Below are 15777 nucleotides of genomic sequence, written 5' to 3'. Positions count from 1 at the left end.
GTTCAGGCGGCCTTGGCGGGCGGCTCGGTCTCGCTGCCCACGGCCTTGAGGGGGGCGCTGTTCTCGCGGTACTTCAGCCAGGCGTAGACGGGCATCCCGGCGAAGATCAGCAGCGTGCCCTTGAAGACGACCTCGTAGCCGGCGCCCGCGATCGCCCAGACCGAGTAACCGAACGCCAGCAGCGCGATCACCGCGTCACGGGCGAGCCGGCGCCCGGAGAACGCGGCACGGTCGGTGGCCAGCAGGACCAGTTCGGCCATCGAGGCGTAGGCGTAGGGGATGACGGTGGTGAGGGTGGCCAGCAGGATCACGAACGTGAACTGGTCGACCAGGCTGCTGTTGTAGTTCATGACCATCAGCCCGGTGACCAGCACGCTGGAGACCACCAGCCCGACGACCGGGGTCCCGCCGCGTCCGGTGCGGGCGAAGAACCGGGGGAACAGCCCGTCGCGGGCCGCGGCGTAGGGCACCTGGCCCTGCAGCAGGATCCAGCCGTTCAGCGCGCCGAACGCGCTGATCGCGGCACCCGCCGCGACGAGGTTCGCGGCCCAGCCGCCGAACGCGGCGTCCGCGGCGTCGGCGAACGGCGCCGTCGAGTTCGCCAGCGCCGCCGCCGGGACCAGGCCGAGGACGGCGACGGTGCCGAGGATGTAGATCAGCGCGGTGACCACGGTGCCGGCCACGGTGGCGCGGGGGATCGTCTTCCCGGGGTTCTCCACGTCCTCGGCGGGCACGGTCGCCGACTCCAGGCCGATGAACGACCACAGCGTCAGCGCCGCGGCGGCCGTCACCGCCGAGAAGGCACTGGTCCCGCTGGCGTTGAACGGCCCGAAGTTGGCGGACTTGATGAAGAACAGGCCGCCGACCGCGATCAGCAGCAGCGGTACCAGCTTCACCACGGTCGTCACGACCTGCACGAGCCCGCCCTGGCGGACGCCGTAGGCGTTGACGGCGGTCAGCACCCAGATCGCCGCCAGGCCGACGCCCGCGGCCAGGGGCTTGTTCGTGCCGAGGCCGTGCCAGAAGTGCGCGAGGTAGCCGACGAACGCGACCGCGATCGCCGCGTTCCCCGCCCACACCGCGATCCAGTAACCCCATGCCGTCTGGAATCCGACGAAGTCGCCGAACGCGCGCCGAGCGTAGGCGTACGGACCACCGGTCTGCGGGTAGGCGCGCGCCAGCCGCGCGAACACCAGCGCCAGCAGCACGGCGCCGGCGGCGGTGAAGACCCAGGCGACCAGGCTGATGGGGCCGTACTTGGCCAGCGCGCTGGGCAGCAGGAAGACGCCGGATCCGATCATGTTCCCCACGACCAGAGCCGAGGCCATCCAGAGCCCCAGTCTCCGGCGGGCGGGTTTCGTGCGCATGGGCGCCTCCTCGATGAGCGGCCTGCTCGCCGCATCATCAGTCGATCACCCGCCGCATCACTGATCGCCAGCCTTCGGTCCCCGGCCTCCCGGACGAAGGTCCCGCCGCAACCTGACCATCAGTCCCGACCAGGACACGGGGCCCCCGTCCCGGCATGGCCGAGGCGGCCATGAGGTCAGGCCATGAGTCCAACCTGACGTCCAGCCTGACGTCGTCGAGCCGCAGGTCGGTGTCGGCGGGCGACGGAACGGCGTCTCGGCGAGGTGGCGCGGATCGGCCAGACGATCATCGAGCGGTGCGTGGGCCGAAAGTCCCTCGATGATGTGACGTTAGGGCGCTGATCCGCCGCATCCGCCGGCGGAGGCTGGATCCATGAGGGCACAGACGTCCAGCAAACCGGTGTACGCGCTGCTCACCGACGGCACGCAGGTGGAGATCAGACGGCTCGCCGAGACCGATCGCGAGGCGGTCTGCGCGATGCACCGCGAGCTCAGCGACGAGAGCCTGTACCGGCGGTTCTTCGGGCTGAACCGCGCCATGGCCGACAAGATCGCCGATCAGGTCTGCCGTCCGGACGGCTCCGGGCACGCGGCGCTGGGCGCATGGCTCCGCGGCGAGCTGATCGGCATCGCCGAGTACGAGCCGTCCGACGCGCCGGGAGAGGCGGAGGTCGCGATGGCCGTCGCCGACCGGATGCACCATCGCGGTGTCGGCACCCTGCTGCTGGAGCATCTGGGATCGCTGGCCCGCGAGAACAGGATCTTGGCGTTCCGGGCCGACACCCTTGCGGAGAACGGTCCGATGCTGCGGGTCTTCGCCGATGCCGGGATGCCCGCCAAGCGCCGCGTGTCGTCCGGCGTCGTCGAGATCACGATGCCGCTGGTATCCGACGAGCATTATCTGGACGTGGTGGCCGAGCGCGAGCGCGGCGCCGATGTCGCCAGCCTCATGCCGCTGTTCCGGCCCCGTGCAGTGGCGGTGGTCGGGGCGAGTCGGCGGGCGGGCACGGTGGGCGCTTCTGTCCTGCGCAGCATCGCGGCGGGCGGTTATGCGGGACGGCTCTACGCGGTCAATCCGCACGCCGCCGGCACCGAGTTGCACGGAGCGCCGTGCGTAGCAGCGGTGTCCGACCTGCCGGAGCCGGTCGACCTCGCCGTCATCACCGTCCCGGCGGACGCGGTGGTCGCCGCGGCGGCCGAGTGCGGGGCATTCGACATCCCGGCCATCGTCGTGATCACGTCCGGGCTGTCCGCCGAGCAGGGCGGCGAGTTGCTGGCGACCTGCCGGAAGCACGGCATCCGGCTCGTCGGCCCCAACTGCCTCGGAGTGGCCGACACGAGCAGCGGGCTGGACGCGACCTTCGCCGCCCGGCGACCCGCCGGCGGCGTCGCCGGGGTGGCGGTGCAGTCGGGCGGCGTCGGCATCGCGTTGATCGATCACCTGTCCCGCCTGGGCATCGGCGTGTCGTCGTTCGCCTCCCTGGGCGACAAGTACGACGTCAGCGCCAACGACATGCTCATGTGGTGGGAGTCGGAGCCGACCACGCGGCTGGGCCTGCTGCACGTGGAGTCGTTCGGGAGCCCGCGCAAGTTCGCGCGCACGGCGCGCCGGGTGGCGTCCCGCATGCCCCTGCTGACGGTCCTCGCGGGGCGTTCCGACCCGGGCACCAGGGCGGCGGCGTCGCACACGGCCGCCGCCGCCACGCCGGAGGCCACCCGCCGGGCCCTGTTCGAGCAGGCGGGCATCGTCGCGACCGACGACCTCGGCGAGCTGGTGGACGCCGCCGCGATGCTGGCGAGCCAGCCGCCGCCCGAAGGGCCGCGCGTGGCGGTGGTGTCCAACGCCGGGGGCGCCGGCGTCCTGGCCGCCGACGCCTGCGCCGACGCCGGCCTCACCGTGCCCGGCCTGGAGCCGGCCACGCGGCGTCGGCTCGCCGCGATGCTGCCCGCCTGCGCCGCGGTCACCGATCCCGTCGACACCACGGCCGCCGTTTCCGCCGAGACCTTCCGGCGCGCGATCCACCTGGTCGCGTCCGACCCGTCGGTCGACGCCGTGCTCGCCGTCGTGGTCCCGACCGCCCTGGCCGACCTCTCCGGAGCGCTCGACGGCTGCGCCGGGCCGGTCGCCGCCGTCGTGCTCGGCCAGCCGGAAACCGTGGTGATCAGCGACCAGGGCGTGCCCTGCTACGCCTATCCCGAGAACGCCGCTCGTGCGCTGGCGCACGCCTGGTCCTACACGCGGCGGCGCGACCGGAGCCCCGGCCTGCCGCCCGCGCTGCCGGGCCTGCGCACCGGCGAGGCGGCCGGCATCATCAGCGATTTCCTCGCGGACGAGCCGGACGGCGGCTGGCTGCCGTCCGTCCGGACGTTCCGGCTGCTGGAGTCCTATGGGGTGCCGATGGCGCCATGGCGCTGGGCACGGACGGAGGGGGAGGCGATCGGCGCGGCCGCCGACCTCGACGGCCCGGTGGTGTTGAAGGGCGAGGCCGAGGGCGTCCTGCACAAGACCGCGGCCGGGGCCCTGCAGCTGGATCTGCGCGGGGCCGGGGACGTCCGCAGCGCCTACCGGTGGCTGGTCGACCGTTTCGGGGACGGCCTGCGCGGAGTGCTGGTGCAGCGCATGGCCGCGGAGGGCGTCGAGGTGCTGTGCGGCGCGGTCCAGGACGACGTCTTCGGCCCGGTCGTGATCTTCGGATCGGGCGGCGTCGACACCGACGCCCTGGCCGACCGCGCCGCCCGGCTGGCGCCGCTCACCGAGCAGGAGGCCGGCGAACTGGTCGGCGAGCCCCGGGTGGCGGCGGTGCTCGCCGGCCATGCCGCCCGCCCCGCCGGCGACCTTACGGCGCTGCGCGACACCCTGCTGCGCCTCTCCCGGCTCGTGGCCGACCATCCGCAGATCGCCGAACTCGACCTCAACCCCACCATCGTCCGCCCGGACGGGATCGTGGCCGTCGACGCCCGGATCCGGCTGGCCCCGCACCGCGTCTGGGACCCCTATCTGCGCCGCCTCCGCTGATCGTTCTCCGCCGCCCGGTCATCGCCCGGGGCGCCGACGGGCTCCGCCGGCCCGCGCCCGCCGACCGGGGCCCGGTGCGCCGGCCGAAGGGCCTTCCGCCTCGGTCGCGAGGACCTCCGCCCGGTGGCCGCGGCGAACGGCGCGACGGTGGGGGACATGGGCGTTCTCGTGGGGTACGCGAGCGCGCACGGGTCGACCCGGAGCATCGCCGAGCGGGTCGCGGTGGTGCTGACCGCGCGCGGTGTCCCGGTGGAACTCCGCCCGATGGCAGAGGTCGGCGAGGCGCGCGGCTATGACGCGTTCGTCCTCGGAAGCGCGGTCCACCGCCAACGAACTGGCGGGGGCGGGCTTCCGGATCGGACATCACCCTGCTGAACGGCAAGCCGTGCGTGGGCCTCGGGCCCGCCGGGGGCACCGGCCTTGGTGACCGGGTAGGGACCTTCGGCCCGGCACTCCCCCGGCGTTCGCCCCTGACCCTGCGATCGCAGGGCTAGGAGCATGGAGAGCTATGGGACACCATTCCGTTGCGCGCACGGCGCCGAAGGCCGACATGCCCATGGCCGATCCGGAGGAGCCGCTTCCACTGCTCCGCAAGGAACTGGGCACGGGCGATCGCGGTCTGTCGGCGCGCGAGGCGGCGCGCCGGCTCGCGGTGTACGGCCCGAACCAGGTGCGTCGGCACGAGAAGACGTCGTTGGCCCGGCTGCTCGCGGGGCAGTTGGCGCATCCGCTGGCGCTGCTGCTGTGGGGCGCCGGGGCACTGGCCTTCGGCGCCGGGATGCAGGTGCTCGGATGGGCGATCCTGGCGGTGATCCTTGTGAACGCGGCGTTCGCGCTCCTGCAGGAGCATCAGGCGGAACGGGCGGTGGAGGCGCTGGCCGCCTACCTGCCCGAGCGGGCGCAGGTCGTGCGGGACGGGCGGCGGCAGGGGGTGGACGTCGCCGGCCTGGTTCCCGGTGACCTGGTCGTGATCGAGGAGGGTGACAAGGTCCCTGCCGACGCCCGGCTCACCGACGGCGCCCTGGAGCTGGACATGTCCATGCTCACCGGGGAATCGGCCCCTGTCGAGCGCGTGGCGGCCCCCGGGACGGAGGGAACCGCCCACCTGCGGGAGCCGAACCTCGTCTTCAGCGGCACGACCTGCACTGGGGGAGAGGCGCAGGCGATCGTGTTCGCCACCGGTGGGCACACCGAGCTCGGCCGCATCGCGGCGCTCAGCCAGCGCGCTCCCCGCCAGGACAGCCCTTTGGAGAGCCAGGTCAAGAAGGTCGCCTGGCTGATCGCGGCAGTCGCCATCGGCATGGGCGTCGTCTTCCTCCTGATCGGCACGCTCGTCGGCCTGCCCCTGAAGGACGCCCTGATGTTCGCCATCGGGCTGCTGGTCGCCAATGTCCCCGAAGGTCTGCTGCCCACCATCACGCTCGCCCTAGCGGTCGGCGTGCGCGTCCTCGCGAAACAGGGGGCGGTGGTCAAGCGGCTCAGCGCGGTCGAGACGCTCGGCTCGACGAACGTGATCTGCACCGACAAGACCGGCACGCTCACCCAGAACCGCATGCGGCTGCATATGTTCTGGACCCCGGACGCCGGACCGGTGACCGCCTCGGACGACCGGCGGCCGCCGCCGGTCCTGGCACAGGCGATCAGCGACTGTACGACGGTCTCCTACAACGAGGACCACGAACTGCAAGGGGACCCGACCGAGATCGCCCTGGTCGAGGGAGCCGGGCCGGACGTGCCGGAGCGGCTGGCCGACCGCGACGCCCGCCGCCGCGCGGTCTTTCGCTTCGATGCCAGGCTGAGGCTGATGTCCACGATCGCGCAGCGGGGGGACGACCTCCTTGTCTCCGTCAAGGGCGCCCCGGAGTCGGTCCTGGGGCGGTCGGACCTCGGTAGGGACCAGCGGACCGAGGTACTTGCCGCCGTCGACGAGCTCGCCCAGAAGGGGCTGCGAGTGCTGGCGGTGGCGGTCCGCGAGCTGCCCTCCGGACAGGGAGTTCCGGGAAAGCGGGAGGACGTCGAGAAGGATCTGCGGCTGGTCGGGCTGGTGGGGTTGTACGACCCGCCGCGTCCGCAGGTCGCCGGCGCGGTCCGCCGATGCCACGATGCGGGGCTGCGCGTCCACATCGTCACCGGCGACAACGGGACCACGGCGGCGGCCGTCGCCCGCGAGGTCGGCATCGGCGTCCCCGAACTGCGCGTGGTCGCCGAGTCCGAGCAGATCCACGACCACGAGCTGGACGAACTGCTCACCGGCCCCGCCGAGATCGTCTTCGCCCGCTCTGCACCCGAGACCAAGCTCAAGGTCGCCGACGCCCTCCGCGCCCACGGCCAGATCGTCGCGATGACCGGGGACGGCGCCAACGACGCCCCCGCCCTGCACCAGGCCCACATCGGCATCGCCATGGGCAAATCCGGCACCGACGTCGCCCGCGAGGCCTCCACCATGGTCCTCACCGACGACAACTTCGCCACCATCGTCACGGCGATCGAGTCCGGGCGCCGCGTCTACGACAACGTCCGCAAGTTCATCCTCTACATCTTCGCCCACGCCGTCCCCGAGATCGTGCCGTTCCTGGTCTTCGCGCTCAGCGGCGGACTGATCCCGCTGCCGCTGACGGTGCTGCAGATCCTGGCGATCGACCTCGGCACCGAGACACTGCCCGCCCTGGCCCTGGGCCGCGAACCGGCCGAACCCGGCATCATGAACCGCCCGCCCCGCGCCTCCTCCCAGGGCGTCATCTCCCGCGACATGCTGATCCGCGCCTGGGGCTACCTCGGCCTCATCTCCGCCGCACTGGTCATGTCGGTGTTCTTCTACGTGCTCTGGCGCGCCGGCTGGCACCCCGGCGACCCCACCGGACACGGCGCCGCGCTCCACCACGCCTACCTGACCGCGACCACCGCGACCTTCGCCGGCCTGGTCACCTGCCAGATCGGCACCGCCATGGCGGCCCGCACCGACCATGCGTCACTGCGCCAGGTCGGCCTCGCGTCCAACCCGCTGCTCCTTGCGGGCATCGGCTTCGAACTCCTCTTCGCCGCTGCCCTGATCTACCTCCCGCCGTTCCAGCACCTGTTCGGCACGGCCGCACTCGGTCCGGACGTCCTCGGCATCATCGCCGTGTTCCCGTTCATCGTCTGGGGCGCCGACGAACTGCGCCGCTGGCATCGCCGCCGGGCGCTTCCCTCGTCCGGGACCGTCCTGCCAGAGCGAACGCGTTCATAAGCCCCGCCCTCCGCACTCTTGACGTGCAACGCCGCGGCTGATGGAACAGGCGAACGAATGCCCCGCCAAGGGCGTCAGGCGGTCTACCTATGCGGGACTGATCGTTCTGTGGCCCTGGTGGGGCCTCGGAACGCGATGCGGCGGTCTGCGGGTTTTCAGTCCAGCAGGGTGCGCAGCGCCAAGCCGCAGCCGGCCGCAGTTCGTCGTGGCTGCGGCCGGCTGCGGCCGACTGCGGCCTGGACGGCGATGCCGTCGGAGATGGTGTGGACGAGTGCGGCCAGGGCGGCCGGTTCGTAGCGGGAGGGCAGATCGGTGGCCCGCTCCAGCCGCCTGCGCAGCGCCGCCTCACCGGCTTTGCGAGCCGCAATGGCGTCCTGGCGTGCGGCGTGCGCGTCGGGACCGCGGGCGTGCACGCTGTTGACGCGCAGGCAGCCGTGGGGCGTGTTCTGGTCACCGCGATCTGCCGCCGGGGCGTAGAAGGACGACGGTTACGGCCGAGCGGAGGACTGGGTGAGACGTTGCCGGGCCGGGACATCGCCATGGTGGCCGGCGCTGTCCCCCCAGTACCGCCAAAGAGTGATTCGTTGTCCCGACGGGTCCCCTTCCAGGCTGGCGGCGCGAAACGCCTGCTGGTGTCCGTCTCAGGAAAGCTGCATGTCCCGTCGCGTGCAGAGGACCAGTGCCAGCGAGCAGAACGCGGCGGCCAGAGCGGTGGTGATGACGATGGTGGAGGCGTGCGGCGATTCGGCGGGGGCCGAGGCCATGTAGTGGAAGATCGAGACCGTCGTGACCCAGTGGGTGGCGGGCTGCAAGGATCCGAGGATGTTGGCGAGCCACGAGCCGATGACGAGGATGTAGACGGTCAGGCCCGCGATGCGGGGAGCCAGGGCGAGCGCGCAGGCGCCGATGCCGAGGACCAGGAGGCCGGTCGGCACGAGGTTCAGCCCGGCGGTGACCATGGGGACCAGGGCGACGTGGGTCCCGCGCGCCGCGGCGCCCAGCCATGCCGCTACTCCTGAGAGCAGTCCTGCGGCCGTGATCGTGACACAGGTCAGAGCCAGCCGACCGGCGATCACTGAGGTTCTTTTCACGGGCCCGGCGATGACATGGGCGAGGCGGCCGGAAGTCTCCTCCTCCGCCATGGCGGCGAGCTGGCCGGCGGGGATCAGGGCGATGAGGGCGGCGACGAAGAGGAAGGCGACCCCCAGGTAGCGGTCGACCATGTCGCCTTGCCGGGCGAATTTGTCCAGTGCGTTGGCGAACGATTGCGGCGACGTGCCGGTGACGACCTTGGCGAGGGTTCCGAGCGCGAAGGCGGCCGTGCAGGCACCGACGCACCATCCGGCCAAGGCGGGGAACTCCAACCGGGCGGCGAGCCCGGTGGGGGAACGCAGGCCGAGCATCCGCGGTGGCGCCGTGTCGCGGGATGCCAGCATGCCGGAGCCCGTGTCACGGCGAGCCGACAGCGCAATGGTCGCGGCCGACAACGCGATCGCCACCGCAGCGGCCGGTAGCAGCGGAAGCAGCTCGTTGCGCGTGAACGGGCGTGGCAACTCGGCCCAGCCGAACGGTGTCAGCCACAGGAGCCAGTGCATGTGGGAGCCGCTGTCGCCGAGCATGCGCAGGATGAACAGCACGGCGAACGCGCCGAAGCCCATCCCGGCCGCGCCCCGGCGTGTCGCGGCGAGTTGCGAGGTGAGCGCGCCGATGGCGGCGAACACCGCCGGGACGATCACCAGGCTCAGCGCGTACAGCAGCGTTCCGCCCTTCGTGAGCCCCAGCCGCGGATCGCGGCTCGCGAGCAGCATGATGAGGGCCGTCCCGGCGAACACGATCCCAATGGCCGCCGCGAGCCCGGCCAGCGTGGCGGCCGTGGAGCGGGCGGGGGTGGTCCGGCCGGACAGGAGCAGCTGCCGGCGCCCGGCGTCCTCTTCGCCGCGTAGTAGGCGGGTGGCGGCGAGCAGGGCCCAGATCGCGCCGATCGTGGTGAGGAAGACGAAGTTCTTGTAAACGGTGTAGCCGCCGACGGTCCCGATGTCGGACACCGGGCCGAGCAGCACGGCGAACCCGGTGTCGTGTCCGGTCGTGGACGCGATGGCCAGGCGATCGGCCGGGGTCGGATAGGTGCCGGCGTAGGTGATCGCCGATGCCGCGGCAGAGCCTCCGAACACCAGTGCCCACGCCGTGGCGGCCGCCCATGTGCTCCGCAATGCGTGGCGGGCGATCACGGGCTCTGCGGCGTGCCCGCCTTCCGTGTGAGCGGCACGCGGCTTCGGAACGTCCTGCATCTCGTCTCCTCGGGACTCGTTCAGCGGGACGTGCCGTACTCGGCCAGGAACAGCTCCTCCAGCGAGGGCTCACGAGTCGTCAGGTGCTCGAGGCCCGCGGGGGTGAGCGCGTGCAGCAACGGCTGCATAGGCCCCGAGACGTCGCATTCCAGCATGCGGCCGTCGACCGCGACGTTGCGTATCCCAGGCACCGCTGACAGGTCGGGTACCGGGGACTCCAGGTGCGCCCGGACGTGGGTGGCCGCGAGCCTGCGCAGCACGTCAAGCGAGCCGGTCTCGACGATCCGGCCGGCCCTCAACATGGCGACGCGGTCGCAGACCGCCTCCACCTCGCTGAGGATGTGGGAGGACAGGAGCACGGTCTGCCCGCGCTCGCGGGCCTCGCGCACGCATCGGCGGAACACCTGCTCCATGAGCGGGTCGAGGCCGGTCGTCGGCTCGTCCAGGACCAGCAACCGGGCCCTGGTCGCGAACGCCGCGATGAGCAGCACCTTCTGCCGGTTGCCGTGGCTGTAGGAACGGACCTTCTTGCCGGTGTCGAGGTCGTAGCGGCGGATGAGCGCGTCGCGGTAGTCCTTGTCGACCGATCCGTGGACCTCGCCCAGGAAGTGCAGGGTCTCCGCGCCCGTCAGGGAGGGCCAGAGGTTCGCCTCGCTCGGTACGTAGGCGATGTCCCGGTGGAGGTCGCGGGCCGCGCTCCGGGTGTCCAGCCCGAGGATCCTCGCGGTGCCGGAGGTCGGTCTGAGGAAGCCGAGCAGCAGGCCGACCGTCGTGGATTTCCCGGCGCCGTTGGGGCCCAGGTACCCGAACACCTCGCCCTGCCGTACCTCCAGGTCGAGCGAGTCGAGCGCCGTCGTCCGGCCGTAACGCTTGGTCAGCCCCCGTACCTCGATCACCGTCGTCATGGCAGCGGCCGTTCGGCCGGCCGGCGGCGCGCCGCCGTGAAGCGCTGCTCCAGGCCGGTGATGCGCAGGAGCCTGCGCAGTGCGGGCGGTGCGTTGACCACGGTCAGGCCGCCGCCGCGGCGGGTAGCGAGGTCGTCGGCGGCGACGAGTACCGACAGGCCGCTCGCGTCGCGGAAGCTCAGTTGCCGTGCGTCGATCTCCACGGTGGGTGAGCCGGTGGTGACGATGTCGGTCAGCAGCATGTCGAGGCGCTCGGCCGTGAGGATGTCGACTTCGCCGGCCAGGACGACGCGCCGGGGCGGTCCGGGCCGGACCGTGGTCCGGAGTCGTGAGGGCGGTGTGCGCCACCGGGTCGTTGCTTCCATGGCGAATCGTCTCCTGTCTCGCTGCCGCGCGGATGTAGTAAGCCTCCGATGCAGGTGGCGCCGCCTCCAGGGACCAAGGTCCCCCGTGCGTCCGTGGAGGTCCGGATGTTCGCGCGGCGGGGAAGGAGCGTCGGGTCAGCCGCGCGGCCCGCGACGACGTCCGCCGCCCCCGGGGAGAGGGGCCGCATGCGTACGGGTGGCTTGGCAACTGAGCTGCATGAGCATGGACCTCACCAGGCCGTCCAGCCAGCCGATCGCTCCAGAGCAGGCGATCCGGACGTCTGCCGCTCCAGGCTGTTCACCCAGGACCGGAATCAGACTGCGGGCCTCCTCCGCCAGCGGAGGGGACACCGACTCGAGGATCTCCGTCCGCACGCGATCGAATGCCAGGGACGCGCGGCGGTCGGCCGCCTGGTCGTGCGGCGCGGTAGGCAGCTCCTGATTGACCGAGGAGAGCAGGTGCCACGCGCGCAGCAGGCGCGCCGGTGCGATGACTTCGTCGCCGGTGCGCCGTGATTCGGCCGGATCGCCGATCTTGATGGTGGTCCGCGAAGGGTGCGGCGTGCTGGCGACCGTGCCGCCTCCGGCCCGCTGTCCGTCCATGAGAACTCACTCCTCGGCCGCTCGGCCGTCCGTACGGCTGCTTCTTCCAGTGCAGCCGCCGCACAGGCATGAGGCCAGGGGCTTAGGACCTGCGAGCTCCCCGCCCTTCGGCCTTGGCGCCCCGCAGCGGGCAACGGTCGGCGCGGGCGGGTCCCGAGGCCTTCGTGATCGCGCGGCGGGGACCTAGGCACCGTGGGGCGGGACCTTCGGCCCCTCCTCGCCTGCCCGGCCGGTGACCACGCTGGAGGTGTCGGCATCGGCCGACCGCACGGGCGCGAACGAGGAGGCGGCATGAAGGCGAACAGAGGCGACTGGGTGATCGTGCACGGCCATCGGGTGGGGGAGCCGACCCGCAAGGCGGTGGTCCTCGAAGTGCACGGCCGCGACGGCGAGCCGCCCTACGTCGTCGAATGGGACGACGGGCACCGGGGTACCTATTACCCCGCCTCGGACGCGGTGATCGAACGGCACGCCCCGAGTGATGCCGGCGGTTGACGGCCGTCCCCGCCGCAGATACTGAGGAGAGAATCATGAGAGTGCTGGTGGCGTACGCCTCCGAACGCGGAGGCACGGCGGAGATGGCCGAGTGGATCGGCTCGGAACTGCTTCGCATCGGGGTGGACGCGGAGGTCTGCCCGGCCGGGACGATCACGACGCTCGACGGGTACGACGCCGTCGTCGTGGGCGGCGCGCTATACGCCGGACGCTGGCACCGGGAGGCGCGACATTTCGTCCGCCATCACGCCGACGCCCTGGCGCGGCGCCCGGTGTGGCTGTTCAGCAGCGGTCCGCTGGATCATTCCGCCGAGGAGGGCGAGATCGCTCCGGTCCCCGGCGTGGCCAAGTTCGCCCGCCGGATCGGCGCCCGCGGCCATGCCACGTTCGGTGGACGGCTCGACCGCGACGCGCGCGGCTTCCTGGCGTCCAAGATCGCGCAGCGGTCGGGCGGCGACTACCGCGACCGCGACCAGGTCCGCGCCTGGACGGAGGGCATCGCAACCGACCTGCGAGCGGTGACGGCGTGAACGAGATCGTCGTCGGGACCGACGGATCCCGCAAGAGCCTGCGCGCCGTCGACTGGGCCGCCGACGAGGCGGCCCGCCGGAACGCGCCGCTGCGGATCCTCTACGTGGTCGTCCCCTGGCTCTTCGACGTGCCCGTCGATCCCCGCGCGGGGGCTATGCGGGCATGGATGCTGCGCGGTGGCGAGGACATCCTCGGGCACGCCGTCGACCGGGCGCGGGCACGCGTCCCCGGCCTCGGCGTCTCCGGAGAGCAGGCGGGCGGTCAGCCCGCCGAACTGCTCATCGAGAGGAGCGGTGACGGGCTGATGCTCGTGGTCGGGTCTCGCGGCCTGGGCGGTGTCGGCGGCCTGCTCCTGGGGTCGGTGGCGCTGCAGGCCGTGTCGCACGCACGCTGCCCGGTCGTGGTGGTCCGGAGCGTCCCCGAACCCGCGCGCGGTGAAATCGCCGTGGGCGTGGACGGTTCGGCGGCCTCCGCGAGCGCGGTCGGATTCGCCTTCGAGGCGGCCGCCGTGCGCCGATCCCGCCTGCGCGCGGTGCTGGCCTGGCCGCATCCGATTTCGGCGGGGCCCGGCGACATGCAGCCCCTGGTCTACGATCCGGCGATCGTCGCGGAGGGGGAGAGGCGCGTGCTGAGCGAATGCCTGTCCGGACGGCGGGCGGAGTTCCCGGACGTCGACGTCGCGGAGGAGGTCGTGCACGGCCGTGCCACGCCGGCCCTGGCGCGCGCCTCCGCGAATGCGGACCTGCTCGTTGTGGGATCCAGGGGGCGGGGAGGATTCACCGGCATGCTGCTCGGGTCCGTCGGTCACGCGATGCTGCACCGCTCCCGCTGCCCCGTCGCCGTGGTCGCGCCCGCCCGCTCAGCCGAATAGGTGCCCTCCGGTGCCCCCGGGCGGGACCTTCGCCCCTCGGTCATGGACTCCTACCAGGCGAGACTCATGGTGAAGGACGAGGAACGAAGTGAACGAGGGAGGCGGTCCCGATGCAGGAGATGACAGTCGTCCATCGAGAGAACGATGCCTTCGCCGTGCTCATCCGGGACCACGTGATCAACGTGGACCAGCCGTACACCTCGGGCGGCATGGACGAGGGTCCGACACCGGTCGAGCTGTTCGTGGCGGCTCTGGCGGCCTGCGCGGCGCACTACGCCCGCCGCTACCTGGCGGGGCGCGGGCTCCCGGCCACCGGACTGGAGATCACGGCGGGCTTCACCATGAACCCCGGCGTCCCGGCGCGCGTCGCGCGGGTCAGGCTCAGCCTGCGTCCCCCCGTCGACGTTCCGCAGGAGGCGCTGATCGGCTTGAAGGCGGCAGTGGCCGGCTGCACCGTGCACAACTCGCTGCTCGACCCGCCGCGGGTCGACCTGGAAGTGCGCAGCGAGGCCCGCGCCGCCTGAGCCGGCGGATCGAAGGCCCTGCGGGGAACTCATTGGCATGCCACGCGGCCGCTAGGGCAGCGGGACGGCCGGACGGCAAGGAGGAGACATGAGCCATGTGCTCGTCGGTTATGACGGCGGTGCCGGCAGCGAGCGGGCCCTGCGATGGGCGGTGGACGAGGCGCGCCTGCGGCACCTCCCGCTGACCGTCTGCCACGTCTGGCGCTGGCCATACCCGATCACGTACATCGACTATGAGGGCGTCGGGATCGTCAAGCGCATGGGCGAGCATCTGCTCGACAGCGGTGTGGAACTCGCGCGTGAGATGGCGCCTGGACTGCAGGTGACCAAGCGCCTGAAGGACGGAAGCGTCTATCCCGCGCTGGTGCACCAGGGCGAGGACGCCGACCTCATCGTGGTCGGCTCGCACGAGACCGGGGAGCTGCCCATCGGCTCCACCGCGCTGCAGCTGCCGGCTCGCGCCCGCAGGCCCGTCGTGGTCGTCCGGACGGCCGCCCCCCGGGACGGCCGCGTGGTCGTGGGCGTCGACGGGTCCCCGTCGGCGGACGCGGCGCTGGCGTTCGGCTTCGAGCAGGCGGCGCTGCGCGGCTGGGAGCTGCGGGCCGTCTACGGCTGCTGGGAGCCCGGGGCGGCCCCGGACGGGGACCTTTCGCTGTTCGAAGACGAGGACAAGCTCCGTCATGCGTGCGGGTCCATCCTGGAACGGGCCGTGGCGCCCTGGCGGGTGAAGTACCCCTACGTCCGGGTGGTGACCGAGCTGGTGCTCAGGTCGCCACGGGAAGCCCTGTTCGAAGCCGCCGGCGGAGCCGCGCTGGTCGTGGTGGGCCGGCGCGGTGCGGGCGGCGTGGAGCCTTTGGCGCTGGGCTCCACCAGCCAGGCGCTGCTCCAGAACGCCGCATGCACCGTGGCGGTCGTCCCCCGCGCCGGGGAGTGAGCGAACCGTCGACATGAAGAACCGTCCGGGCCGGACGCCGACCGGCTCCGGCCCGGCGGTGCCCGAGCGGCGTCGTGCTGAGCCGCTGTCAGTCGAATGAAGAGGCCGGAGATGATCCTCATGGGGATGGCGACCGGGGAGCTGGCGAGAGAACCCTTCCTGAACGCCATGCGCAGTGCAGACCTCACCAGGCTGGCGACCGCCGCTCGACCCGCCCGGTTCCCGGCGGGCCGGCGCCTGGCCGCCGAGTCCGAACCGGCGGAGCGGTTCTGGATCATCCGGGACGGGACGGTCGAGATCGACTCGCGCCTGCCCGATGGCGGCTCCGTCCCCTTTGACGCGCTGGGCCCCGGCTCGGTCGTCGGGTGGTCCTGGATGTTCCCGCCGTACCGGTGGCGGTTCGGAGCGGTGGCCCGCACGCCGGTCGAGGCCATCGAGTTCGACGGGCGGCTGGTCCGGGTCCTGTGCACCGTCGACACGTCGCTCGGCTACGAGCTGACCCGCCGCTTTGCGGAGGTCATGGCCGATCGCCTACAAACAGTACGAGCTCGGCTTCTGGGCCCTCTAACCGGCCCTGTGCCGAGCATGGAACAGCTTGAGCAATAGCCTTTGGACAAGTGAAGCGTTCTTAGGCGTCGAGTGGCGCCTCAGG

Annotated in this window: 15 protein-coding genes; 9 read left to right on the top strand and 6 right to left on the bottom strand. The window is 72.2% G+C overall.

Annotated elements, in window-relative coordinates:
* Positions 1–2: 2 nt before the first annotated feature.
* Positions 3–1367, bottom strand: a complete 1365-nt coding sequence (locus tag ACA514_RS17970) for an amino acid permease (RefSeq protein WP_375042295.1) — start codon at positions 1365–1367, stop codon at positions 3–5.
* 373 nt (positions 1368–1740) lie between these two features.
* Here ACA514_RS17970 and ACA514_RS17965 point away from each other — a divergent pair, with 373 nt between their 5' ends.
* The 3 genes from ACA514_RS17965 (at position 1741) to ACA514_RS17955 (ending at position 7609) form a co-directional block, all read left to right on the top strand.
* Positions 1741–4383: a GNAT family N-acetyltransferase gene (locus ACA514_RS17965; protein ID WP_375042294.1), complete on the top strand. Its 2643-nt coding sequence runs from the start codon at positions 1741–1743 to the stop codon at positions 4381–4383.
* Positions 4384–4539: 156 nt separating this feature from the next.
* The gene (locus ACA514_RS17960; protein WP_375042293.1) at positions 4540–4758 is read left to right on the top strand and encodes a flavodoxin domain-containing protein; all 219 of its coding nucleotides are present in this window, start codon (positions 4540–4542) and stop codon (positions 4756–4758) included.
* Between the two features lie 133 nt (positions 4759–4891).
* Positions 4892–7609 carry a cation-translocating P-type ATPase gene (locus ACA514_RS17955; protein WP_375042292.1) on the top strand — a complete coding sequence of 906 codons (2718 nt, stop codon included), beginning with the start codon at positions 4892–4894 and terminating at the stop codon, positions 7607–7609.
* 155 nt (positions 7610–7764) lie between these two features.
* Here the strand turns inward: ACA514_RS17955 and ACA514_RS17950 are convergent, their stop codons facing one another.
* The 5 genes from ACA514_RS17950 to ACA514_RS17930 all read right to left on the bottom strand — a co-directional run bounded on the left by ACA514_RS17950 (position 7765) and on the right by ACA514_RS17930 (position 11770).
* On the bottom strand, positions 7765–8022 hold the full coding sequence (locus ACA514_RS17950) for a hypothetical protein (RefSeq protein ID WP_375042291.1): 258 nt from the start codon (positions 8020–8022) through the stop codon (positions 7765–7767).
* Between the two features lie 228 nt (positions 8023–8250).
* Positions 8251–9897 carry a hypothetical protein gene (locus ACA514_RS17945; RefSeq protein ID WP_375042290.1) on the bottom strand — a complete coding sequence of 549 codons (1647 nt, stop codon included), beginning with the start codon at positions 9895–9897 and terminating at the stop codon, positions 8251–8253.
* Between the two features lie 20 nt (positions 9898–9917).
* Entirely contained in the window at positions 9918–10802 is an 885-nt protein-coding gene (locus ACA514_RS17940) for an ATP-binding cassette domain-containing protein (RefSeq protein WP_375042289.1), read from the bottom strand.
* Positions 10799–11167: an STAS domain-containing protein gene (locus ACA514_RS17935; RefSeq protein WP_375042288.1), complete on the bottom strand. Its 369-nt coding sequence runs from the start codon at positions 11165–11167 to the stop codon at positions 10799–10801. Before ACA514_RS17935 ends, ACA514_RS17940 begins: the two co-directional genes overlap by 4 nt.
* A gap of 135 nt (positions 11168–11302) precedes the next feature.
* Positions 11303–11770: a proteasome activator gene (locus ACA514_RS17930; RefSeq protein ID WP_375042287.1), complete on the bottom strand. Its 468-nt coding sequence runs from the start codon at positions 11768–11770 to the stop codon at positions 11303–11305.
* A 291-nt stretch (positions 11771–12061) separates the two neighbouring features.
* Between ACA514_RS17930 and ACA514_RS17925 the strand changes: the two genes are divergently transcribed.
* The 6 genes from ACA514_RS17925 to ACA514_RS17900 all read left to right on the top strand — a co-directional run bounded on the left by ACA514_RS17925 (position 12062) and on the right by ACA514_RS17900 (position 15731).
* Positions 12062–12265, top strand: a complete 204-nt coding sequence (locus ACA514_RS17925) for a DUF1918 domain-containing protein (RefSeq protein ID WP_375042286.1) — start codon at positions 12062–12064, stop codon at positions 12263–12265.
* Positions 12266–12300: 35 nt separating this feature from the next.
* Positions 12301–12795, top strand: coding sequence for a flavodoxin domain-containing protein (locus ACA514_RS17920; RefSeq protein ID WP_375042285.1), 495 nt, complete (start codon positions 12301–12303; stop codon positions 12793–12795).
* Positions 12792–13667 carry a universal stress protein gene (locus ACA514_RS17915; RefSeq protein ID WP_375042284.1) on the top strand — a complete coding sequence of 292 codons (876 nt, stop codon included), beginning with the start codon at positions 12792–12794 and terminating at the stop codon, positions 13665–13667. The genes ACA514_RS17920 and ACA514_RS17915 overlap by 4 nt, the downstream gene beginning before the upstream one ends.
* Positions 13668–13777: 110 nt before the next feature.
* Positions 13778–14191, top strand: coding sequence for an OsmC family protein (locus ACA514_RS17910; protein ID WP_375042283.1), 414 nt, complete (start codon positions 13778–13780; stop codon positions 14189–14191).
* An 88-nt stretch (positions 14192–14279) separates the two neighbouring features.
* Positions 14280–15125 carry a universal stress protein gene (locus tag ACA514_RS17905; RefSeq protein ID WP_375042282.1) on the top strand — a complete coding sequence of 282 codons (846 nt, stop codon included), beginning with the start codon at positions 14280–14282 and terminating at the stop codon, positions 15123–15125.
* Between the two features lie 126 nt (positions 15126–15251).
* Positions 15252–15731, top strand: a complete 480-nt coding sequence (locus ACA514_RS17900) for a cyclic nucleotide-binding domain-containing protein (protein ID WP_375042281.1) — start codon at positions 15252–15254, stop codon at positions 15729–15731.
* The last annotated feature ends 46 nt before the right edge of the window (positions 15732–15777 follow it).

Origin of the sequence: Actinomadura sp. NTSP31 (assembly GCF_041951385.1) — a bacterium.
Classification (GTDB): domain Bacteria; phylum Actinomycetota; class Actinomycetes; order Streptosporangiales; family Streptosporangiaceae; genus Spirillospora; species Spirillospora napierensis.
Note: the sequence above shows the minus strand (reverse complement) of the source record. Positions and strands in the feature narration are given on the sequence as shown.